The following is a 21,967-nucleotide window of genomic DNA, read 5'->3' on the forward strand; positions in this document are numbered from 1 at the left end:
GCCATGACCGCCACCGCCACCCTCGTCCCTCCGCGGTCACGGGAGAGGAACCGCGCCCCGCGTCGCCGGCGCGGTGCCCGCGACTTCTTCGTCCGGCTGCCGATCCGTGCCGTCATCGCCGTGCTCCTCGTCGTCGAGGTGTACCCGATGGTGTGGATGCTGCTCGGCTCGTTCAAGACCCAGGACGAGTTCCTGAACGCGCCGTTCTGGGCATTGCCGCGCTCGTTCTCGCTGGACAACTACGTCTCCGTGTTCACCACGGGCGGGTTCGGCCAGTACGTGCTGAACAGCGTCCTCGCGGTGTTCCCGTCGCTTGCGCTGATCCTCCTGCTCGGCGTCGCCGCGGGCTTCGCGCTCGAGGTCATGGTGTGGAAGGGTCGCGGCACCGTGCTGCTGCTCTTCCTCGCCGGGATCATGGTGCCGACGCAGATGATCCTGCTGCCGCTGTTCACGATCTACTTCCGCCTCGGGCTCACCGGCACGCTGTGGCCGCTGATCCTCACGTATGTCGCCACGGGCATGCCGCTCACGGTGTTCATGATGGCGACGTTCTTCCGCGCCGTGCCCCGGGAGATCTTCGAGGCATCGACGCTGGACGGCGCGAGCATCCTGCGCTCGTTCTGGTCGATCGGCCTGCCGCTGGTGCGCAACGCGCTGTTCACGGTCGGGCTCGTGCAGTTCTTCTTCCTCTGGAACGACCTCCTCATCGCGCTGACGTTCACGAACAGCAGCAGCCTGCGCACGATCCAGGTCGGGCTGCTGAACTTCACCGGTCAGTACGGCGCCGTCCAGTACGGGCCCACGTTCGCCGCCATCGCGGTGAACGTGATCGGCACCCTGCTCATCTACCTGTTCCTGAACCAGCAGGTCATGAAGGGCCTCACGGCCGGATCGGTGAAGGGCTGATGGCGATCACGGAGCTGTGGCTGGAGAACCGGCGCGGGGTCGACGCCCTGGGCATCGATGAAGCCGAGCCGCGGATCTCGTTCACGGGGAAGACGGGGACGTCGTACGAACTCGAGTTCGCGCAAGGAGACGTCGTGCAGTCCGCGACGACCGGATCCTCCCGGCTCGTCGCCTGGCCGTTCCGCCCGCTCCGGGCGCGCGAGGGCGGATCGCTCCGGGTGCGCGTCGTCGCGGGCGTGGAACCGGGCGTGGAACCGGCCGAGGCGCCTGCGGACCAGGGTGCTGCGGACCGGAACCGCCACGAGTGGTCCGCACCGCTCAGGGTGGAGCGCGGGATCGCGGGCGACTGGGCAGTGGATTTCGTCTCCCCGTCCGTCTCCGCGGAACCGGGTCGGCTGCGGGGTGCGCACCTGCTGCGGGCGGCCTTCGACCTCGCATCCGCGGGCATCCGGCTCGCCGACGTCTCCGCGGCGCGGCTGTACGCGACATCGCACGGCGTGCACGAGCTCGAGCTCAATGGCGGCCGCGTCTCGGACGAGCGCCTGGCCCCGGGGTGGACGAGCTACCGGCACCGGCTGCGGTATCGCACGCACGATGTGACCGCGGCCCTCGTCGACGGGGAGAACGTGCTGGGGGCATGGCTCGCCGACGGCTGGTACCGCGGGCACCTCGGCTTCGACGGCGGGCTGTGGGACGTCTACGGCACCGACGTCGCCTTGCTCGCACAGCTCGAGATCACGACGCGGGACCGGAGCCGGACGCTCGTCCCGCTGTCGTGGACCACGGTCGCCGCACCGATCACCGCGGCGGGCCTCTACGAGGGCGAGACGTACGACGCCCGGGCGCTGCCCGCCGGCTGGTCGTGTCCCGGCTACGACGCGTCCGCGTGGACCACGGCCGTGGTCCTGCCCCGTGCCGGCTTCCCCGCGCACACCGAGGCGCCGACGGCCGCTCCCGTGCGCGTGACCGACACGATGCGTCCGGCGCGGGTCGATCGGCTCGCCACCGGCCGGATCCGGCTCGACTTCGGGCAGAACATCTCCGGCGTCCTGCGGATCCGGCCTCGTGCCGGACGCGGCCACGTGATCCGGCTGCACCACGCAGAGGTGCTGGAGAACGGCGAGCTCGGCACCCGGCCGTTGCGCGCCGCGGTCTCGGTCGACACCTACACGTGCAGCGGGGAGCCGGGCGAGGAGTACACGCCGCGGTTCACGATCCACGGGTTCCAGTACGCGGAACTGGAGGGGTGGCCGGGCGCACTCGGGGACGGCGACGTCGAGGCCCTCGTGATCCACACCGACATGCCGCGCACGGGCTGGTTCGCGTGCTCGGACGCGCGCCTGGACCGGCTGCACGAGAACGTGGTGTGGAGCATGCGGGACAACTTCGTCGATCTGCCCACGGACTGCCCGCAGCGCGACGAGCGTCTGGGCTGGACCGGCGACATCCAGGTGTTCGCCCCGACCGCCCTGCGTCTGTTCGCCGCGCACGGCACGCTCATCGGCTGGCTGCGGGACCTCGCCGCCGAGCAGCGCCCGGACGGCCACGTGCATCAGTTCATCCCATGGCTCGAATGCGGGTTCCCGGACTTCCCCACCGCCGCCTGGGGGGACGCGGCCGTCATCGTGCCGTGGGAGCTGTACCGCAATGACGGAGACCTCGCCGTCCTCGAGGCGCAGTACCCGAGCATGACCGCCTGGGTCGACCTCGTGCACTCGCGCACCGGGGGAACCGGTCTCTGGGACAAGGGCTTCCAGCTCGGCGACTGGCTCGATCCCGCCGCCCCGCCGGACAAACCAGGGTCATCGCACACCGACAGCGCGCTCGTCGCGACGGCCTACCACGCCAGGACAGCCCGGATCCTCGCGGAGACCGCCGCGCTGCTGGGCCGCGACGCCGACGCGGAGCGGTACCGGGGTGTCGCCGAGCTCGCCCGCACCGCCTTCCAGCGCGAGTTCCTCTCGCCGTCGGGTCGCGTGGTGAGCGACACTCCGACGTCGATCGCCGTCGCGCTCGTCTTCGGCCTCTTCGCCGGCGAGGACCAGGCGGCACGCGCCGGCGCGCGACTGCGCGAACTCGTCGCCCAGGGCGACTATCGGATCTCGACCGGGTTCGTCGGCACGCCGATCATCTGCGACGCGCTCGTGCTCGCCGGGAGCATGGACGACGCCTACCATCTGCTGCTGCAGGACCAGCTCCCGTCGTGGCTGTACCCGGTGTCGATGGGCGCGACGACCATCTGGGAGCGGTGGGACAGCATGCTCCCCGACGGCACGATCAATCCGGGCGACATGACCTCGTTCAATCACTACGCGCTGGGCGCGGTCGCCGACTTCCTGCACCGCGTCGTCGCGGGGCTCGCGGCCGATGCGCCCGGCTGGAACAGGATCCGCTTCGCGCCGCGTCCCGGCGGTCGGCTCACCCAGGCGGCAGCCCGCTACGACAGCGTGCTCGGCACCGCGACGAGCGCATGGCGACGTGACGGCGAGACGCTCACGATCGAGGTGGAGGTGCCTCCGGGCGCGGAGGGGGTCGTCGTGCTGCCTTCGACGGGCGAGGAGATCCCGGTGGGCCCGGGCCGGCACGTGTTCGAGACGCGCTTCCGTGCCGCGGCAGACGATCCGGACCGCCCGTTCGTGGGCTGGCGGCGCGAGAGCGTCGAGGTGCCGGCGTGACCCGCGGCGTGATCCGGCCGGGCCGGCCATGGCTCGACACGAAGGGCGAGCGGATCCACGCCCACGGAGGGTCGATCATCACGGTCGACGGCGTGCACTACTGGTACGGCGAGAACAAGGAGCGCTCCGTGCCGGGGAGCGGAATCTGGCACTGGGGTGTGCGCTGCTACTCGTCGACGGATCTCGTGAACTGGACCGACCGGGGACTGATCATCCCGCCCGACGAGCACGATCCGGACTCGCCCCTGCACCCGACGCAGTTCCTGGACCGTCCGCACATCGTGCACAACGCGGACACCGGGAAGTTCGTGTGCTGGATCAAGGTCATGACCCGGGGTTCGGTGCAGCGCTCTACCGTGCTCACCGCGGATTCGATCCTCGGCCCGTACACGATCGTGCGGTCCTGGCTGCGCCCGCTGCACATGAGCGCAGGGGACTTCGACCTGGTGGTGGATCCGTATGACGGCAAGGGGTACTACTACTTCGAGCGGGTGCATTCGGAGCTGATCTGCGCGGATCTGACCGACGACTACACGGACGTCACGGGGCACTACTCGACGCACTTCCCGCAGCCGCAGCCGCCGTTCGTTCGCGAGGCGCCCGCACACTTCACGCGCAATCGGCTGCACTATCTGCTCACCAGCGGGACGACGGGCTACTACCCGAACCCGTCCGAGGCCGCCGTGGCGCGGTCGTACCACGGACCGTTCACCGTCCTGGGAGACCTGCATCCGGACGATCCTTCGGGAACCTCGTTCCACTCGCAGATCTCGTCCGTGTTCCGGCACCCGGGCAAGAAGGACCTCTACATCGCACTCGCCGACCGCTGGCTGCCCGGGTATCTCGTCGACGGCGCTCAGGCGCGGCAGGCGTTCGTCGAGCACTTCGCCTCCGGGCGCGACGGCGACGAGCCGATGGCGGAGCTCGCGACGGTCGACACGAGCCTCGCCGACTACGTCTGGCTGCCGATGCGTTTCGACGGCGAACGACCTGTGATCGAGTGGCGGGACGAGTGGTCGCCGGAGGACTTCGACTGACGACCGAACGTCCTCGGGAGTCGCCTGGCGCAGCTGCGCATCTCGAATCCATTCGCGCGATATTGCAACGAATCCCTATGTGATCCCCGAGAGATTGCACGCGAATCCGCGTCTTTCCGCGTATTTTCGCTCCGCCTCGGAAACCGTGGCGGACATGATCGGATCCGGCTCTAGTCGCGGATGGATCCGGGGTGCTAGCGTCCCTCTGTCATCCCCCACACCCGACGACGAGACAGGGGACAGAAGTGACCCGCAATCCACTGGAGACCGAGACCTCGGCGCAACGCGCGATGGACTATCAGGAGCACGCGCTGCAGGCGGGCGGGGTGTCCAAGGCCGGATCCACGCTGATGGCCGTCGCCGGCAGCGCGCCGGCGTACTCGATCGCGGCGAGCACCGCATTGCTGATCGGAGCCGCCGGCGTCGGCGCCCCCGCGGCGCTGCTGTGGTGCGGCATCCCGATGCTCGGCATCGCGTTCGCGTTCAGCCACCTCGCCCGGGTCGACAGCCACGCGGGCGCGTCGTTCTCCTGGGTGGCCCGCGGCCTGCACCCGATCCTCGGCTTCTTCGCCGGCTGGGCGCTGGTGATCTCCGCGACGGTGTTCATGGTCGCGGGCGCCCTGCCCGCCGGCCAGATGACCGTGGCGCTGTTCGCTCCGGACCAGGCCGACAACACGCTGCTGGTGACGCTCGTCGGGTCCGTCTGGTTCCTGGTGATGGCGGCCGCGGTGATCTTCGGCGTGCACACGACAGAGCGCGCGCAGTGGATCATGTCGATCATCGAGGTCGGGATCCTGGTGGTCTTCGCCGTCATCGCGATCCCGCGCGCGATCACCACCTACCACCACGGCGAGACCTTCTCCTGGGACTGGTTCGGCTTCGGCCACCTGACGGCTGCCGGCGTGTTCGTGTCGGCCGCGCTCATCGCCGCCTTCTACTACTGGGGCTGGGATGTCACGGCCAACCTCGGCGAGGAGACCAAGAACGCGCACAAGACCACCGGCATGGCGGGGATCCTCGGCATCGTCATCGTGTTCATCCTGTTCGAGATCTACACGACCACGACGCTCGTGATGCTGCCCGGCAAGACCATCGAGGCCAACAGCGGCAACGTGCTGAGCGTGCTGGGCGACGCGATCATGCCCGGCATCGGCGGCAAGATCCTGATCATCGCGGTCGCGCTCTCCACGATCGCGACCCTGGAGACCACGCTCGTGCAGGTCAGCCGCACGCTGTTCGCGATGGGTCGCGACCGCACGATCCCGTTCGCGTTCGGTCGGATCAACCGCAAGTGGAAGACGCCGGTGTTCGCGACGCTGGTCGTGGTCGTCGTCTCGCTGCTGCTGTTCGTGCTGGCGAACGTGTTCGGCGACAGCGTCGGGCAGATCCTCGGCTGGGCGGTGTCCTCGATCGGCCTGCAGATCGCGTTCTACTACTCGCTCGCGGGCCTCGCAGTCGTGATCGGCTTCCGGAAGGTCATCTTCACCTCCGTGAAGAACCTCATCCTGATCGGCATCTGGCCGCTGGTCGGCGCGCTGTTCATGATGTACATCTTCTTCACGTCGATCCCGAACAACGAGCCGGTCGTGAACATCCTCGGCCTCGGCCTGATCGTGATCGGGGTGGTGCCGCTGCTGATCTTCTACCGGCGGGCGAAGGACGCGTACTTCTCGCGTCGTCCGCTCGAGGTCCCGGAGGACTTCTCGGCCTGACCGTTCACCCCTGATCCCGGTGGCCGGGCGGGCGATCCGCGTGGCGGTACCGGGCGGCCTTCCAGGGCGCCGGCGGAAGAGTGCTTATAAGTATCGGGGTATAAGGGCTAGCCTCGTGTCATGAGCATCGCGGTCATCGCAGACATCGTCGGATCCCGTCGGCTGCCGGACCGCTCCGCGGCGCAGCAGGCGTTCGACCATGCGGTAGCCAGGGCCGAGCACGATCTGCCGCTGGCGCAGGAGCCGCTGCGGGCGACCGCGGGCGACGAGTTCCAGGCGCGCTACCCCGGGCTGGGCGCTGCGCTCGCCTCGCTCCTGCTCGTGCAGCTCGCCCTGCCGGAGGGGCACGAGCTGCGCTTCGGGATCGGCGTGGGCGAGATCCGCGAGATCGCGGGCGGGCCGGACAGCCCGAAGCTGCAGGACGGCCCGGCCTGGTGGGCCGCGCGGAAGGCGATCGACACCGTCCATGCCCGGCAGCAGCGCGCCGTGCCGGCCACGCGGACCTGGATTGTCGGCGCACCGGAGGAGGATGACGGCATGCACACGATGATCGACCTCGCGAACGCGTACGTGCTCGCGCGCGACGAGATCGTGACGCGGATGAGTCCCCGTGAGCGCCGACTCGTGTACGGCCGGGCCCTCGGCCGCACGCAGGCCGCCCTCGCCGAGGAGGAGGGGATCACCCAGCCGGCCGTGTCCCAGGCGCTCGCGAGCGCCGGCGCGGCCTCGGTCCTGCTCGGCCTCGAGGCGCTGCGGGGGAGGGCGCGCACATGATCCTCGCCGGCTTCGTCCTGCTCGCCGTCGGCCTGGCCGACATCCTGCGCCGGTTCCTGCGCGGTCGCGCCCTGTGGATGGGCGTCGCGATCGCCGGGCTGCTGGTCCTCGCCGGCTCCTCGTTCGGCGGGGCGTACGTGTTCGCGCTGATCGGCATCGTGCTCGCGGTGCTGTGGGCCTGGGTGCTCCCGCTGGAAGGACGGCCCCGGCTGTCGTTCTGGCCGGCGGTGCTGCTCGCCGTGCTCGTGGTCGCCTCGGTCGCGCTGATGCCGGCCCGCGCGACGACCGGCCTGTTCTCCGGCCGGTGGCTGGCGACGCCGTTCGGCCCGATCGGCTTCGATCTGCTCGTCCTCGCGGTCGGGGTGTTCGCGGTGCTGCTGGAGACCGGGAACGTCATCGTCCGGGCCGCGCTCATCGGCGAACAGGCACAGCTGCCCGCCGAGGTCGAGCCCGGGGACGGACCTCCTGCGGAGGCGGTGCATGGCCTGGTCCCGGCGCAGTCGGTCGATCCGGGTGCTCCGACGGCTCCGGAGCCGTCGCAGCCCGGGTCCGCCGTGGATCCGGGCTTCCGGGGAGGACGCCTGATCGGGCCCCTGGAGCGCGTGATCGTGCTGCTGCTCACGCTGTTCGCCGCGTACCCGCTGCTGGCGGCCATGCTCGCGGCCAAGGGGATCGTGCGGTTCCCCGAGATCTCGCGCGACGGCGCGAGCGGCGCACGCGCGGAGTATTTCCTGGTGGGCAGCCTGGTCAGCTGGGTCGTGGCGCTCGGCGGGGCCCTGCTGCTGTGGTGGGCCGCCCGAGCGGTCTGACCCGCCTCCTCGTGCTCGGTGAGCGGCCCCTTTTCCGGGGTCGCCGCGCGAGCACCGGCGCAGCCGGAGCGAGACGGAATGCCGTATTCCGCCCCGCGACTGCCACACTTTTTGACCCCCGCGCCACCGATCGGTGTGGCGGGGGTCAAAAAGTGTGGCACGGCCGACCCGGGCGGACTCAGCTCCGGCGCCCGCGGGCGAGAGCCCAGGCGCCGATCCCGACGCCGATCAGCACGACGGCCCCGACACCGAGCCCGATCCAGAGCCCTGGGTCCCCCGCGCTCCCTGGGGATCCCGTCGACGAGGCATCCGGCGCCGACGTCGGCGCGGCGGGCCCGCACTTCGGCGTCGTCGATCCCTGCGCCGGAGCGCCACCGGCGGCCGGCGCATAGGAGAACGTGTAGCTGCCCGAGATCGGGTGCCCGTCGGAGGACACCACCCGCCACAGCACCTCGTACGTCCCGGCGCGGCCCAGCGTGACCGGCGCCGACACCGCCGGTCCGTTCAGGTCGGGGCAGGCGGTCTCGAAGTACCTCTTGTCCGGACCGATCACCTGGATGACGGTCGCTCCCTCGGCGCCGAGCGGATCTCCGCTGAAGGTGAGCGTGACGGCGCTGAGACTCTTCACCGTCGCGTTCGCCGCGGGATCCGACTGCTCCAGGGTGTCGTGCGCGCTCGCCGCGGAGGCTCCGGCGGTCGCGAGGACCAGCCCGACGACCGCGGCCGAGATCAGTGCGCCGAGACGATGGCGGATCCTCATGCGCGGGGCTTCCGGCGTCCGAGCGCGATGCCGCCCAGGAGCGCTCCGCCGGCGGCGAGGACGAGCGCGGCGATGCTCAGGCCGAGGGCGAGGCCGCCCTGGTCCTGTCCGGGGCCCGCCGCAGGACCGGCCGCGGGCGAGGCCGTCGCGGTGACCCCGTGGTGATCCGCCGGGGGTGCGTCGTTCACCCACAGCACGGGGGCGGGTTCGAGAGTGTCGTCCTTGGCGGCCTGCTCAGGAGTGGCCGCCCACTCCACGACCTTGCCGTCGGAATAGGTCTGCGTCACGGGGATCACGATATGCCCGGTGTCGGGGACCGGGCCGAGAGACAGCGTGAACGTCTGGAACTGTCCGGGGGCGACGCCTCCGGTGTCCGCGGTGAAGACCACCTCGGTGGTCGCCTCGCTGATGGTGTTGCCGTCGACCTTCACCGGCTTCGGCAGGGTCGTCTTCGTGGCCGTGCCCGTCCATCCGGCGACCGGCTGGTAGCTGACGCTCGTGAACGGCGTCGCGGTCGGCAGGTGGATGTCGAGCTTGACCGAGCTGGCCGAGGCCGACTCGTCCGGCATGCGGAAGGTGACGTAGGTCCAGGATCCGGCCGCGGCCTGGTTCGGGGACACGGTGACATGGGCCGAGGCCGCGAGCGGCACGGCGAGGGCGAGCACGGCGCCGGCGGCGAGGCCGGCGAGGGCGCGGGGCAGGGTGTTCTTTCGCATGGGGTCTTTCTGATCGGCGTGCGGATGCACCGGGGCGCGCGACGGCGCAGCATCACCGGTGCGGAAGGAGGGGAGAGGATCAGGCCGCGAGCGGCGGACCCCTCCTCTGCACGACGGTCAGGGCGAAGCGGGAGCGGAGCACCGGGGCGGAGGCGCGCGCCGCGGGCTGGACCCTCCGCACGGGGAGCGGCTGCCAGTCCAGCACGAGGGCGACCGCGGTCCAGCCGGTCAGCTCGAGCAGCGCGCGCAGTGCCTGCTCTCCCCGGCCCAGCGCGATCACGGTGAGCAGCGCGGCGATCACGTGCGCGAGCCACATCGCAGGCTGCGTGTGGTCCGGAAGCCCGGCGGCGCTCAGTGCGGTGGTGCCGAACGCTGCGGCCGTCGCGGCGCCGTGCAGGTGGGCGCCCTGGGTCGTCGCGAGGTGTCCGGTGCCGGATCCCACCCCGATCAGCAGCAGCCCGTGGAATGCGAACTGGCTCAGCACCACGGCGATCGACAGCCGCGTCCACGACAGCGTCCGGCCGGCGAGCGCGACGCACACCGGCGCGGCGAACAGCAGCGCGAGCACGATCCCGATCAGCGGCGCAGGAGCACCGTCGGCGACGGAATGGGACACGGACGCGACGAACGTCGCGACCAGGGCGGCGATCAGCCCCCGGTACGTGCGTCCCGCGCGCGTTCCCAACACGCCTCCAGCGTACTGGCGGCACCGCGGGCGCCGAATCGCCCGGGTGCGCGCTGATACCCTGATCCGGTGTCGAACCCATCCCTGACGACCGCGGAACCGGCGATCGATCCCACGTTCGAGAACGTGTGGGACGAGCTGGTCTGGCGCGGACTCGTCCACGTGTCCACGGATCCGGAGGCGCTGCGCGCCCTTCTCGCGGGACCCGCGATCACGTATTACTGCGGCTTCGACCCGACCGCGCCCAGCCTGCACCTCGGCAACCTCGTGCAGCTGCTCACCATGCGCCGGCTGCAGCTCGCCGGGCACAAGCCGCTGGGCCTCGTCGGCGGATCCACGGGTCTCGTCGGCGACCCGCGTCCCACGGCCGAGCGCACGCTCAACACCCGCGAGACCGTCGTGGAGTGGGTGGGCAAGCTCCGCGCGCAGGTCGAACGGTTCCTCAGCTTCGAGGGCGACAACGCCGCCCGGATCGTGAACAACCTCGACTGGACGGCGCCGCTGAGCGCGATCGACTTCCTCCGCGAGATCGGCAAGCACTACCGCGTCGGAACGATGCTGAAGAAGGATGCGGTCGCCGCGCGCCTCAACTCCGACGCCGGCATCAGCTACACCGAGTTCAGCTACCAGATCCTGCAGGGCCTCGACTACCTCGAGCTCCACCGGCAGTACGACTGCGTGCTGCAGACCGGCGGGTCCGACCAGTGGGGCAACCTCACCAGCGGCACCGACCTCATCCATCGCGTCGACGGGGCGTCGGTGCACGCGATCGGCACGCCGCTGATCACCAACAGCGACGGCACCAAGTTCGGCAAGAGCGAGGGCAACGCGGTCTGGCTCGACGCCGACATGTGCAGCCCGTACCGGATGTACCAGTTCTGGCTTTCCACGGCCGACGCCGACGTGATCGACCGGCTCAAGGTGTTCACGTTCCTCACCCGCGCCGAGATCGAGGAGTACGCCGCACTGGTCGAGGCGGAGCCGTTCCGCCGCGCCGCGCAGAAGCGCCTCGCACTCGAGGTCGTCGCGACCGTGCACGGGATCGAGGCGGCGGCCGCGGTGATCGCGGCGTCGGAGGCGCTGTTCGGGCAGGGCGATCTGTCCGCCCTCGACGCGGGGACGCTGCGGACCGCCCTGGAGGAGCTGCCGAACGCGCAGCTCGCGAGCGGAACCCCGGTCGTGGAGGCGCTGGTGGCGACCGGCCTGGTCTCGAGCGCGTCCGAGGCCCGTCGCGCGATCGCCCAGGGCGGCGTCTCGGTCGACGGGGTGCGCGTGGAGTCCGACGAGGCGACCGTGCCGCTGGGCCTGCCGGGCGGGGTCTCCGTGCTCCGCCGCGGCAAGAAGACGCTCGCCGGCCTCCTTCCCGTCTGAGCAGCGGCATCGGATCCCGTCGTGCCGGGATCCGGAGCCGGTGCCGCGCGTGCCGCTCCGCCGTGACACACGGCGACACGGAGTTCGCTGCTGCTGGCATGTCCATGATCCACTCGAACACGCGGGGGCGCGCCCTTCCGCATGCACTCACACTCTGAACGGAGTCCTCCATGTCCCAGCGTCGCATCGCCCGGGTCGCCGTCGGCGTCGCCGCATCCGCTCTCGTCCTCGCCCTCACCGCCTGCTCAGGAGGAGCGTCCGGGAAGCCTGCGGACAGCACCGCGGCGGACAGCGCCTCGTACGGACTCGTGAAGCAGGGGATCCTGACGGTCGCCACCGAGGGCACCTACAGCCCCTTCACCTTCCACGCGGACGGCGGAGCCGGCGATCTGGTCGGTTACGACGTCGAGGTCGCGCAGGCGGTCGGCAAGGAGCTCGGCCTCAAGGTGCAGTTCCAGGAGACGCAGTGGGACGGCATCTTCGCGGGACTCGAGGCCGGACGGTTCGACGTCATCGCCAACCAGGTCTCGATCAACCCGGAACGCCAGGCGAAGTACCTGTTCTCCACGCCGTACACCGTGTCGCCGAGCGTGGTGGTCGTCAAGAAGGGCGACACGTCGATCAAGACCTTCGCCGATCTCAAGGGCAAGACCACGGCGCAGTCGCTCACCAGCAACTTCTACAAGCTCGCCCAGGATGCCGGGGCGAACGTGGAGTCGGTCGAGGGCTGGGCGCAGGCCGTCGCCCTCCTCGAGCAGGGCCGGGTGCAGGCGACGGTCAACGACAAGCTCACCTACCTCGACTACGTCAAGCAGCATCCGGACGCGAAGCTCGCCGTCGCCGCGCAGACGGATCCGACGCAGAGCGCGTTCGCGTTCACCAAGAAGAAGGACGCGCTCGTGAAGGCGGTCGACAAGGCGCTGGCGAAGCTCTCGGCCGACGGCACGCTCGCCAAGCTCGGCAAGAAGTACTTCGGCGAAGACGTCTCGAAGTAGCACTCGCCATGCCCGAGGGGCTGCACCTCTTCCTGGAATCCTTCTGGCCGATCGTCTGGGGCGGGATCAGCGGAACGATTCCGCTGGCCCTCGCCTCGTTCGCGATCGGTCTGGTGATCGCGCTGCTGATCGCGCTGATGCGGCTGTCCGAGTCGCGCTCGCTCTCCGCGATCGCCAGGGCTTACGTGTCCGTGATCCGGGGCACACCGCTGCTCGTGCAGCTGTTCGTGATCTTCTACGGCCTGGGCGCGGTGGGGATCGTGATCGATCCGTGGCCGTCCGCGATCGCGGCCTTCTCGCTCAACGTCGGCGGCTACGCGGCCGAGATCATCCGGGCTGCGATCCTCTCGGTGCCCGTCGGGCAGTGGGAGGCGGGATACACGATCGGCATGTCGCGGGGACGGACGCTGCGTCGGATCATCCTGCCGCAGGCGGCGCGCGTCTCGGTGCCGCCGCTCTCCAACACGTTCATCTCGCTCGTCAAGGACACCTCGCTCGCCTCCCTGATCCTGGTCACCGAGCTGTTCCGCGTCGCTCAGCGCGTCGCCGCGGCCAGCCAGGAGGTCATGCTGCTGTACCTGGAGGCGGCGCTCGTGTACTGGCTGTTCTGCCTCGTGCTCTCCGGCGCGCAGGGTCTCCTGGAGAAGAAGCTGGATCGCTATGTCGCTCACTGATCCGCCCACGCCGCTGCTGCGCGCGAACGGGCTGACGAAGGCTTTCGGCGCTCATGAGGTACTCAAGGGCATCGACTTCGAGGTCCGGCGGGGCGAGGTCGTGGCGCTCATCGGGCCGAGCGGCTCGGGCAAGACGACGGTGCTGCGTTCGCTGAACGGCCTGGAGACCCCCGACGCGGGAATGGTCTCCTTCGACGGCGGGCCCGTCGTGGACTTCGCGGACCGCGGGGACCGACGCTCCGCCGAACGGTCGCGGCTTGCGCTGCGGGACCGGTCCGCGATGGTCTTCCAGCACCACAACCTGTTCCCGCACATGACCGTGCTGCAGAACGTCATGGAAGGCCCGGTGCAGGTGCAGGGCGTCCCGAAGCAGCAGGCGCGCGAGGACGCGCTGGCTCTGCTCGATCGCGTGGGCCTGGCCGACAAGCGCGACGCCCACCCGTTCCAGCTCTCGGGAGGCCAGCAGCAGCGCGTCGGCATCGTCAGGGCGCTGGCCTTGAAGCCGGACCTGCTGCTGTTCGACGAGCCGACCAGTGCTCTGGATCCCGAGCTCGTCGGCGAGGTGCTGAGCGTGATCTCGGAGCTCGTCGCGGAGGGGTGGACGATGGTCATCGTGACGCACGAGCTCGCCTTCGCGCGGCAGGTGGCCGACGAGGTGCTGTTCATGGACGGCGGCGTGGTCGTCGAGAGGGGCGCCCCGGCACAGGTCTTCACCGCGCCGGTGCACGAGCGCACCCGCCGCTTCCTGGATCGGATCCTCCGGCCGTTCGAGTGACGTCCGGGCGCGTGCCGGTAGCGTCGGGATCATGCCGTTCACGCCGAGCCACGCGATCGTCGCGCTGCCGTTCGTCCGTACGCCGGTCGTCCCCGCGGCGATCGCGGTCGGGGCGATGACGCCGGACCTCCCGCTGTTCACCCGCGGCCTCGTCGTCGACTACGGGGTGACCCATGACCTGCGCTGGCTCCCCGCGACCACCCTCCTCGCGCTCGCGCTGCTGCTGGTCTGGCGGCTTCTGCTCCGCCCGGCCTGCCGGATCCTGGCACCGCGCTTCCTGGGCGCCCGGCTGCCCGCGGAGTGGGACCGGCGCACCCCCGCGGCGATCTCCGAGACGTTCCCCTCCCCCCGCGGCAGCCTGCTGCTCCTCATTGCGCTGGCGCTCGGCATCGTCAGCCACATCCTGTGGGACGCGTTCACGCACGAGGGCCGCTTCGGGAGCACCCTGATCCCCGCACTCGCCGGCGAGTGGGGCCCGCTGCCCGGCTACAGGTGGCTGCAGTACGCGTCCGGCGTCGGCGGTGTCGTGGTGCTGGGGATCGCCGGCGCGGTCTGGGTGCGCGGCCGCCGGCCGGGGCGGGTGGATCCCGCGCCGCTCGGCCTGCGGCTGAGCCGGTGACGCTGCTGATCGCGCTCGGGGTCGGCCTGGCGGTGCACGGGCCGATCACGGCCGCGTTCACGCTGCAGCACCTCGCGTACCGGACGCTTCCGCTCGCCTGCGGAGTGTGGGCGATGCTCACGCTGGTCCTCGTGATGGTGCTGCGGATCCGCGGGGCTCAGCGCCAGACGGCCTGATCCCGGCCCCACGGCCGCGGCGGGGCGTACCCCTCCGCGCCGCCCGCCCAGGCGACGGCGGGCCGGGCCGTGCGCACGGAGGAGCCGGCGACGTCGAACAGTTGAGTAGCGGGTTCCTCCGGCGGGGCGTCCCCGGAGTGCTCCGGATCCCGGGGCAGGGTCAGCAGCTCCGCTGCGACACGGCGCAGCGAGGTCTCCGCGATCCAGCCGCCGCCCTCGACGGCGCGACGGTGCAGCGCGGTGGCGACGGCCGCGGCGAGAAGGTAGCCGGCGGTGTGATCCAGCGCCTGCGCGGGAAGCGCACCCGGCGCCTCGCCGGACGGCGACTCGATCCACGCGATCCCGGACGCCGCCTGCACGAGGCTGTCGAAACCGCGCCGCTCGGGCGTTCCCCAGGCCGACAGCTGGGCGACCACGAGGTGCGGATGCGCCGCGATCAGCGCCGCGGGGGAGAGACCGAGACGTGCCAGACCCGCAGGGCGGTAGCCGAGCACGACGACGTCGGCATCGGCCAGCAGCGCGCCGAAGCGATCGCGCTCTCCGAGGAGGTCGAGCAGGGCCGAGCGTTTGCCGTGCCCGGTGTCGAGGTGCTGCCAGCCGAACTCCGGCAGCTGCGGAGGGTCGATCCGCAGCACGTCCGCGCCGGCCAGGGCGAGGGTGCGCGTGCAGACAGGGCCGGCGATCACGCGGGTGAGGTCGAGCACGCGCACCCCGCTCAGCGGCGCGGCCGCGGTCGGCGACGGCAGCGGGAGCACCGGGCCGGATCCGATGCGCTCGAGGCGGACGACCGGATCCAGGCGCAGGGCGGCGTCCACGGAGCTCCGCTCCTCACGCACCGGGACGCACAGGCCGCCCTGCGCCGCGACCGCCGCGCAGGCGACGTCGCCCGGCAGGGTCTGCAGCCGCGCGGCCACAGCATCGGCGGAGGGACCGGAGAGCTCCAGCCCGCGTAGCAGCGCAGCCGTGTGGGCCGGGTAGTTCCCGTGCGTGCGGACCCAGCCGTCCGCGGTGCGCCAGAACCCGGACAGCGGCGACCATGCCGCGGGGGAGCGCCCGTCGATGCGCAGGTGACGCTCGCTGCGATAGGCCGCCGCGATACGGGCGCCGTCGAGGCGCACCTCCTCAGCCCCCGCTGCCCGGGCGAGAGCGAGGGAGGCCGCCTGCACGCCCGCCCAGGCCAGCGCGGCGACAGGGAGACGGGCGGGCAGAGGCACGGGGACGGGCGCGACGTGCTCGATGTCCGAGGGTTCCTCGCCGAGCGCGGCCCAGAATCCGGCCAGCGCCGCCCGCGCCGTCGCAGCGTTCATGACCGCATCGTATGCGGACCAGTGCCGCCCCGGGAGGGGGAACGTGGCGAGAACCGCAGACGACACGCCCGGGCGGGCGCCGCGATTTGCCGGAACCCGGGGATCCGCGTAACTTATTACTTGTTCGCCCCAAGCGGTAGAGCGAAGGGCCGGAAGGCCTGACTCCCCAAGCGGCGAACAACCGCCCACCTCCTTCTCCGGAAGCTGGTTCCTCTTCGCAGGTTCGTCCTGCGGCGGGGTCGAGCGCGTGCGCTCGAAATGGTGGCCGTCCGCCAGGATCGTCGATTTGACAGACTGGCCGGGAGGGCTAAGCTTGAGAAGTTGCCTCGGAAACGAGACAGCGGATCTGGTCCAAACCTCACGGCGCGTCGATTTGACAGCCTGAGCGACACGGATAAGATAGAGAAGTTGCCCTGAAGGGAAGGCTGAGAGGCCGGAACGCAGGAGCATCCGATCCTTGAGAACTCAACAGCGTGCACTTGTCAAATGCCAATTTATTCCTCGTTCCGGTCCTTTTTGGGCTGGTTTGAGAAATTCCTTTGGATCAAAGACCAACTCCTTTTTTCGGGGTTGGCATTCGGATGAAGTCAGTTGATTTTGTCTCTTTGGTCAGTTTCAAACTCGCAGGTCGCTGGTTTTCCCTGGTGGTCCTGTTTTTTTCTTTTACGGAGAGTTTGATCCTGGCTCAGGATGAACGCTGGCGGCGTGCTTAACACATGCAAGTCGAACGATGAACCCGAAGCTTGCTTTGGGGGATTAGTGGCGAACGGGTGAGTAACACGTGAGCAACCTGCCCCTCACTCTGGGATAAGCGCTGGAAACGGCGTCTAATACTGGATACGAACTGGAACCGCATGGTTACTGGTTGGAAAGATTTTTTGGTGGGGGATGGGCTCGCGGCCTATCAGCTTGTTGGTGAGGTAATGGCTCACCAAGGCGTCGACGGGTAGCCGGCCTGAGAGGGTGACCGGCCACACTGGGACTGAGACACGGCCCAGACTCCTACGGGAGGCAGCAGTGGGGAATATTGCACAATGGGCGGAAGCCTGATGCAGCAACGCCGCGTGAGGGATGACGGCCTTCGGGTTGTAAACCTCTTTTAGCAGGGAAGAAGCGTGAGTGACGGTACCTGCAGAAAAAGCGCCGGCTAACTACGTGCCAGCAGCCGCGGTAATACGTAGGGCGCAAGCGTTATCCGGAATTATTGGGCGTAAAGAGCTCGTAGGCGGTTTGTCGCGTCTGCTGTGAAATCCCGAGGCTCAACCTCGGGTCTGCAGTGGGTACGGGCAGACTAGAGTGCGGTAGGGGAGATTGGAATTCCTGGTGTAGCGGTGGAATGCGCAGATATCAGGAGGAACACCGATGGCGAAGGCAGATCTCTGGGCCGTAACTGACGCTGAGGAGCGAAAGGGTGGGGAGCAAACAGGCTTAGATACCCTGGTAGTCCACCCCGTAAACGTTGGGAACTAGTTGTGGGGTCCTTTCCACGGATTCCGTGACGCAGCTAACGCATTAAGTTCCCCGCCTGGGGAGTACGGCCGCAAGGCTAAAACTCAAAGGAATTGACGGGGACCCGCACAAGCGGCGGAGCATGCGGATTAATTCGATGCAACGCGAAGAACCTTACCAAGGCTTGACATACACCAGAACACCGTAGAAATACGGGACTCTTTGGACACTGGTGAACAGGTGGTGCATGGTTGTCGTCAGCTCGTGTCGTGAGATGTTGGGTTAAGTCCCGCAACGAGCGCAACCCTCGTTCTATGTTGCCAGCACGTAATGGTGGGAACTCATGGGATACTGCCGGGGTCAACTCGGAGGAAGGTGGGGATGACGTCAAATCATCATGCCCCTTATGTCTTGGGCTTCACGCATGCTACAATGGCCGGTACAAAGGGCTGCAATACCGTGAGGTGGAGCGAATCCCAAAAAGCCGGTCCCAGTTCGGATTGAGGTCTGCAACTCGACCTCATGAAGTCGGAGTCGCTAGTAATCGCAGATCAGCAACGCTGCGGTGAATACGTTCCCGGGTCTTGTACACACCGCCCGTCAAGTCATGAAAGTCGGTAACACCTGAAGCCGGTGGCCTAACCCTTGTGGAGGGAGCCGTCGAAGGTGGGATCGGTAATTAGGACTAAGTCGTAACAAGGTAGCCGTACCGGAAGGTGCGGCTGGATCACCTCCTTTCTAAGGAGCATCTGGAGGCTTCGGTCTTCCAGGCGCCGGGTCGAGACCGAATGTGTCTTGCCGGTTAGCTCATGGGTGGAACATTTGACATGGCATCAGCGCAGCTGATCTTCGTTAGTACGTCGGGCCTTCGGGTCTGGTGGGAACGTGGGGATGGGTGAGCGGGGTGCCTGCACGCTGTTGGGTCCTGAGGGACCGGATGTGATCTTCGGATCGCAGCTGTTCCTCGGGCTCTTCGCCGCCGGTTTTGTGCTGGTGGGGATGAGCACCGCCCGTACTTTGAGAACTACACAGTGGACGCGAGCATCTTCGAGACGATCTTCGGATTGTCTCGTTTTGATGATCTTAAAGATCATTAGTCAATTTCGAACCGGATCCTTCGGGGTTTGGTTCCGATTCTTGATGAACTCATGTGATTTCAAGTCTTTAAGAGCAAACGGTGGATGCCTTGGCATCTGGAGCCGAAGAAGGACGTAGCAATCTGCGATAAGCCTCGGGGAACTGATAAGCGAGTTTTGATCCGAGGGTGTCCGAATGGGGAAACCCCGCTGGGCGGCGTGCCGACCTAGTGACTCCCGCCTGAATATATAGGGCGGGTAGAGGGAACGTGGGGAAGTGAAACATCTCAGTACCCACAGGAAGAGAAAACAACATGTGATTCCGTGAGTAGTGGCGAGCGAAAGCGGATGAGGCTAAACCGGGTGTGTGTGATAGCCGGCAGGCGTTGCATGCTCGGGGTTGTGGGACTTTTTGGATTGTTCTGCCGAACTTTCAGCGTTACAAGCAGGTATAGACGAACGGTTTTGAATGGCCGGTCATAGAGGGTGCGAACCCCGTAGTCGAAATGCCTGGCTTGGCGTGAAGAGTATCCCAAGTAGCACGGGGCCCGTGAAATCCCGTGTGAATCTGTCAGGACCACCTGATAAGCCTAAATACTCCCAGATGACCGATAGCGGACAAGTACCGTGAGGGAAAGGTGAAAAGTACCCCGGGAGGGGAGTGAAATAGTACCTGAAACCGTTTGCTTACAAACCGTTGGAGCCTCCTTAGTAGGGGTGACAGCGTGCCTTTTGAAGAATGAGCCTGCGAGTTAGCGATACGTGGCGAGGTTAACCCGTGTGGGGTAGCCGTAGCGAAAGCGAGTCTGAATAGGGCGATTCAGTCGCGTGTCCTAGACCCGAAGCGAAGTGATCTATCCATGGCCAGGCTGAAGCGACGGTAAGACGTCGTGGAGGGCCGAACCCACTTAGGTTGAAAACTGAGGGGATGAGCTGTGGATAGGGGTGAAAGGCCAATCAAACTTCGTGATAGCTGGTTCTCTCCGAAATGCATTTAGGTGCAGCGTTGCGTGTTTCTTGCCGGAGGTAGAGCTACTGGATGGCCGATGGGCCCTACAAGGTTACTGACGTCAGCCAAACTCCGAATGCCGGTAAGTGAGAGCGCAGCAGTGAGACTGTGGGGGATAAGCTTCATAGTCGAGAGGGAAACAACCCAGACCACCATCTAAGGTCCCTAAGCGCGTGCTAAGTGGGAAAGGATGTGGAGTTGCTGTGACAACCAGGAGGTTGGCTTAGAAGCAGCCACCCTTGAAAGAGTGCGTAATAGCTCACTGGTCAAGTGATTCCGCGCCGACAATGTAACGGGGCTCAAGCACGCCACCGAAGTTGTGGCATTGACATTAATGGTAGGCCTTCGTGGTCCAGCCGTGTTGATGGGTAGGAGAGCGTCGTGTGGCGGGTGAAGCGGCGGAGTGATCCAGCCGTGGACGCCACACGAGTGAGAATGCAGGCATGAGTAGCGAAAGACGTGTGAGAAACACGTCCTCCGAAAGACCAAGGGTTCCAGGGTCAAGCTAATCTTCCCTGGGTAAGTCGGGACCTAAGGCGAGGCCGACAGGCGTAGTCGATGGACAACGGGTTGATATTCCCGTACCGGCGAAGAACCGCCCCAGTCAATCCAGTAGTGCTAAGTATCTGAATCCCTGCGACCGGATCCTTCGGGTGATGGCGTGGGGCCTAGCGTACGACCCCATTCTGGTGCGGCTAGCGTATTAACAGGTGTGACGCAGGAAGGTAGCCCAAGCCAGGCGATGGTTGTCCTGGTGCAAGTGCGTAGGCCGAGAGATAGGCAAATCCGTCTCTCATTCAGGCTGAGACACGATGCGGATGAAAAGTGGGTGATCCTATGCTGCCAAGAAAAGCATCGACGCGAGGTTCTAGCCGCCCGTACCCCAAACCGACTCAGGTGGTCAGGTAGAGAATACCAAGGAGATCGAGAGAATCGTGGTTAAGGAACTCGGCAAAATGCCCCCGTAACTTCGGGAGAAGGGGGGCCATCCACTTATACCGCCTTGCGTGGAAAAGGGTGTGGTGGCCGCAGAGACTAGTGGGTAGCGACTGTTTACTAAAAACACAGGTCCGTGCCAAGTCGCAAGACGATGTATACGGACTGACGCCTGCCCGGTGCTGGAAGGTTAAGAGGACGGGTTAGCTTCGGCGAAGCTCAGAATTTAAGCCCCAGTAAACGGCGGTGGTAACTATAACCATCCTAAGGTAGCGAAATTCCTTGTCGGGTAAGTTCCGACCTGCACGAATGGCGTAACGACTTCCCAACTGTCTCAACCGCGAACTCGGCGAAATTGCATTACGAGTAAAGATGCTCGTTACGCGCAGCAGGACGGAAAGACCCCGTGACCTTTACTACAGCTTGGTATTGGTGTTCGGTGTGGCTTGTGTAGGATAGGTGGGAGACTTTGAAGCGGTGACGCCAGTTACCGTGGAGTCATTGTTGAAATACCACTCTGGTCACTCTGGATATCTAACTTCGAACCGTGATCCGGTTCAGGGACAGTGCCTGGTGGGTAGTTTAACTGGGGCGGTTGCCTCCCAAAAAGTAACGGAGGCGCCCAAAGGTTCCCTCAACCTGGTTGGCAATCAGGTGTCGAGTGTAAGTGCACAAGGGAGCTTGACTGTGAGACTGACAGGTCGAGCAGGGACGAAAGTCGGGACTAGTGATCCGGCAGTGGCTTGTGGAAGCGCTGTCGCTCAACGGATAAAAGGTACCTCGGGGATAACAGGCTGATCTTGCCCAAGAGTCCATATCGACGGCATGGTTTGGCACCTCGATGTCGGCTCGTCGCATCCTGGGGCTGGAGTAGGTCCCAAGGGTTGGGCTGTTCGCCCATTAAAGCGGTACGCGAGCTGGGTTTAGAACGTCGTGAGACAGTTCGGTCCCTATCCGCTGCGCGCGTAGGAAGTTTGAGAGGATCTGACCCTAGTACGAGAGGACCGGGTTGGACGAACCTCTGGTGTGCCAGTTGTTCCGCCAGGAGCACCGCTGGTTAGCTACGTTCGGGATGGATAACCGCTGAAAGCATCTAAGCGGGAAGCCGGCCTCAAGATGAGACTTCCATACCTTCGGGTGAGAGGCTCCCAGCCAGACTACTGGGTTGATAGGCCAGATGTGGAAGCGCAGCAATGCGTGCAGCTGACTGGTACTAATAAGCCGATGACTTGATAACACACCGTTCCTGGTGCTTGCGTCCACTTTGTGGTTCTCGACGTACGGTCGAAACCGCGAACACATCAAACATTCATGTTTGTGCTTGTTCGAGACACGTCAATAGTGTTTCGGCGGCCATAGCGTGAGGGAAACGCCCGGTCACATTCCGAACCCGGAAGCTAAGCCTCACAGCGCCGATGGTACTGCAGGGGGGACCCTGTGGGAGAGTAGGACACCGCCGGACTTCCTTTACCAGAAAGGCCACCCAAAGCAGGGTGGCCTTTCTGC

The 21,967-nt window shown here is 66.9% G+C and carries 16 protein-coding genes and 3 rRNA genes; 15 read left to right on the forward strand and 4 right to left on the reverse strand.

The features are described 5' to 3' along the window. Positions 1-3: 3 nt before the first annotated feature. From ACTJJZ_RS15285 to ACTJJZ_RS15310, 6 genes are all read left to right on the forward strand, one after another. The gene (locus ACTJJZ_RS15285; protein WP_440722049.1) at positions 4-906 is read left to right on the forward strand and encodes a carbohydrate ABC transporter permease; all 903 of its coding nucleotides are present in this window, start codon (positions 4-6) and stop codon (positions 904-906) included. After that, positions 906-3,581 (forward strand): family 78 glycoside hydrolase catalytic domain, encoded by a 2,676-nt coding sequence (locus ACTJJZ_RS15290; protein ID WP_440722050.1) that lies wholly within the window; start codon positions 906-908, stop codon positions 3,579-3,581. Before ACTJJZ_RS15285 ends, ACTJJZ_RS15290 begins: the two co-directional genes overlap by 1 nt. Beyond that, positions 3,578-4,618 (forward strand): family 43 glycosylhydrolase, encoded by a 1,041-nt coding sequence (locus ACTJJZ_RS15295; RefSeq protein ID WP_440722051.1) that lies wholly within the window; start codon positions 3,578-3,580, stop codon positions 4,616-4,618. Before ACTJJZ_RS15290 ends, ACTJJZ_RS15295 begins: the two co-directional genes overlap by 4 nt. Positions 4,619-4,863: 245 nt before the next feature. Then, positions 4,864-6,330: an APC family permease gene (locus tag ACTJJZ_RS15300; protein WP_440722052.1), complete on the forward strand. Its 1,467-nt coding sequence runs from the start codon at positions 4,864-4,866 to the stop codon at positions 6,328-6,330. A 120-nt stretch (positions 6,331-6,450) separates the two neighbouring features. Beyond that, positions 6,451-7,104: a SatD family protein gene (locus ACTJJZ_RS15305; protein ID WP_440722053.1), complete on the forward strand. Its 654-nt coding sequence runs from the start codon at positions 6,451-6,453 to the stop codon at positions 7,102-7,104. After that, positions 7,101-7,913, forward strand: coding sequence for a hypothetical protein (locus ACTJJZ_RS15310; protein WP_440722054.1), 813 nt, complete (start codon positions 7,101-7,103; stop codon positions 7,911-7,913). The genes ACTJJZ_RS15305 and ACTJJZ_RS15310 overlap by 4 nt, the downstream gene beginning before the upstream one ends. Positions 7,914-8,091: 178 nt before the next feature. Here the strand turns inward: ACTJJZ_RS15310 and ACTJJZ_RS15315 are convergent, their stop codons facing one another. From ACTJJZ_RS15315 to ACTJJZ_RS15325, 3 genes are all read right to left on the reverse strand, one after another. Further along, on the reverse strand, positions 8,092-8,673 hold the full coding sequence (locus tag ACTJJZ_RS15315; protein ID WP_440722055.1) for a copper resistance CopC family protein: 582 nt from the start codon (positions 8,671-8,673) through the stop codon (positions 8,092-8,094). Further along, a complete protein-coding gene (locus tag ACTJJZ_RS15320; RefSeq protein ID WP_440722056.1) occupies positions 8,670-9,389 on the reverse strand; it encodes a YcnI family copper-binding membrane protein in 720 nt (239 codons plus the stop codon). Before ACTJJZ_RS15320 ends, ACTJJZ_RS15315 begins: the two co-directional genes overlap by 4 nt. Positions 9,390-9,468: 79 nt before the next feature. Then, on the reverse strand, positions 9,469-10,077 hold the full coding sequence (locus ACTJJZ_RS15325) for a hypothetical protein (RefSeq protein WP_440722057.1): 609 nt from the start codon (positions 10,075-10,077) through the stop codon (positions 9,469-9,471). Between the two features lie 66 nt (positions 10,078-10,143). Between ACTJJZ_RS15325 and tyrS the strand changes: the two genes are divergently transcribed. From tyrS to ACTJJZ_RS15355, 6 genes are all read left to right on the forward strand, one after another. Further along, positions 10,144-11,445, forward strand: a complete 1,302-nt coding sequence (tyrS, locus tag ACTJJZ_RS15330; RefSeq protein WP_440722058.1) for a tyrosine--tRNA ligase — start codon at positions 10,144-10,146, stop codon at positions 11,443-11,445. Positions 11,446-11,615: 170 nt separating this feature from the next. After that, a complete protein-coding gene (locus ACTJJZ_RS15335; protein ID WP_440722059.1) occupies positions 11,616-12,440 on the forward strand; it encodes a transporter substrate-binding domain-containing protein in 825 nt (274 codons plus the stop codon). Positions 12,441-12,448: 8 nt separating this feature from the next. Further along, positions 12,449-13,114: an amino acid ABC transporter permease gene (locus tag ACTJJZ_RS15340; protein ID WP_440722060.1), complete on the forward strand. Its 666-nt coding sequence runs from the start codon at positions 12,449-12,451 to the stop codon at positions 13,112-13,114. Continuing rightward, on the forward strand, positions 13,101-13,889 hold the full coding sequence (locus ACTJJZ_RS15345) for an amino acid ABC transporter ATP-binding protein (protein WP_440722061.1): 789 nt from the start codon (positions 13,101-13,103) through the stop codon (positions 13,887-13,889). The genes ACTJJZ_RS15340 and ACTJJZ_RS15345 overlap by 14 nt, the downstream gene beginning before the upstream one ends. A 31-nt stretch (positions 13,890-13,920) precedes the next feature. Continuing rightward, positions 13,921-14,508, forward strand: coding sequence for a DUF4184 family protein (locus tag ACTJJZ_RS15350; protein WP_440722062.1), 588 nt, complete (start codon positions 13,921-13,923; stop codon positions 14,506-14,508). Next, a complete protein-coding gene (locus tag ACTJJZ_RS15355; RefSeq protein WP_440722063.1) occupies positions 14,505-14,684 on the forward strand; it encodes a hypothetical protein in 180 nt (59 codons plus the stop codon). Before ACTJJZ_RS15350 ends, ACTJJZ_RS15355 begins: the two co-directional genes overlap by 4 nt. Here ACTJJZ_RS15355 and ACTJJZ_RS15360 read toward each other — a convergent pair. Next, positions 14,666-15,991 (reverse strand): CoA transferase, encoded by a 1,326-nt coding sequence (locus ACTJJZ_RS15360; protein WP_440722064.1) that lies wholly within the window; start codon positions 15,989-15,991, stop codon positions 14,666-14,668. The two genes, ACTJJZ_RS15355 and ACTJJZ_RS15360, sit on opposite strands and share 19 nt — an antisense overlap. 662 nt (positions 15,992-16,653) lie before the next feature. Here ACTJJZ_RS15360 and ACTJJZ_RS15365 point away from each other — a divergent pair. From ACTJJZ_RS15365 to rrf, 3 genes are all read left to right on the forward strand, one after another. Continuing rightward, positions 16,654-18,178 (forward strand): 16S ribosomal RNA (locus ACTJJZ_RS15365). A gap of 416 nt (positions 18,179-18,594) precedes the next feature. Further along, a 23S ribosomal RNA gene (locus ACTJJZ_RS15370) occupies positions 18,595-21,698 on the forward strand. Between the two features lie 108 nt (positions 21,699-21,806). Beyond that, a 5S ribosomal RNA gene (gene rrf / locus ACTJJZ_RS15375) occupies positions 21,807-21,923 on the forward strand. The 16S, 23S and 5S rRNA genes sit together here, the layout of an rRNA operon. Positions 21,924-21,967: the final 44 nt, after the last annotated feature.

The sequence above is a fragment of the Microbacterium sp. 22242 genome (assembly GCF_052045495.1).
Lineage (GTDB): Bacteria > Actinomycetota > Actinomycetes > Actinomycetales > Microbacteriaceae > Microbacterium.

Coding starts and splice junctions, on each gene's coding strand:
- ACTJJZ_RS15340 (WP_440722060.1), top strand. CDS start 12,449: ATGCCCGAGGGGCTGCACCTCTTCCTGGAATCCTTCTGGCCGATCGTC.
- ACTJJZ_RS15310 (WP_440722054.1), top strand. CDS start 7,101: ATGATCCTCGCCGGCTTCGTCCTGCTCGCCGTCGGCCTGGCCGACATC.
- ACTJJZ_RS15315 (WP_440722055.1), bottom strand. CDS start 8,673: ATGAGGATCCGCCATCGTCTCGGCGCACTGATCTCGGCCGCGGTCGTC.
- ACTJJZ_RS15305 (WP_440722053.1), top strand. CDS start 6,451: ATGAGCATCGCGGTCATCGCAGACATCGTCGGATCCCGTCGGCTGCCG.
- ACTJJZ_RS15320 (WP_440722056.1), bottom strand. CDS start 9,389: ATGCGAAAGAACACCCTGCCCCGCGCCCTCGCCGGCCTCGCCGCCGGC.
- ACTJJZ_RS15285 (WP_440722049.1), top strand. CDS start 4: ATGACCGCCACCGCCACCCTCGTCCCTCCGCGGTCACGGGAGAGGAAC.
- ACTJJZ_RS15290 (WP_440722050.1), top strand. CDS start 906: ATGGCGATCACGGAGCTGTGGCTGGAGAACCGGCGCGGGGTCGACGCC.
- ACTJJZ_RS15360 (WP_440722064.1), bottom strand. CDS start 15,991: ATGAACGCTGCGACGGCGCGGGCGGCGCTGGCCGGATTCTGGGCCGCG.
- ACTJJZ_RS15350 (WP_440722062.1), top strand. CDS start 13,921: ATGCCGTTCACGCCGAGCCACGCGATCGTCGCGCTGCCGTTCGTCCGT.
- ACTJJZ_RS15335 (WP_440722059.1), top strand. CDS start 11,616: ATGTCCCAGCGTCGCATCGCCCGGGTCGCCGTCGGCGTCGCCGCATCC.
- ACTJJZ_RS15345 (WP_440722061.1), top strand. CDS start 13,101: ATGTCGCTCACTGATCCGCCCACGCCGCTGCTGCGCGCGAACGGGCTG.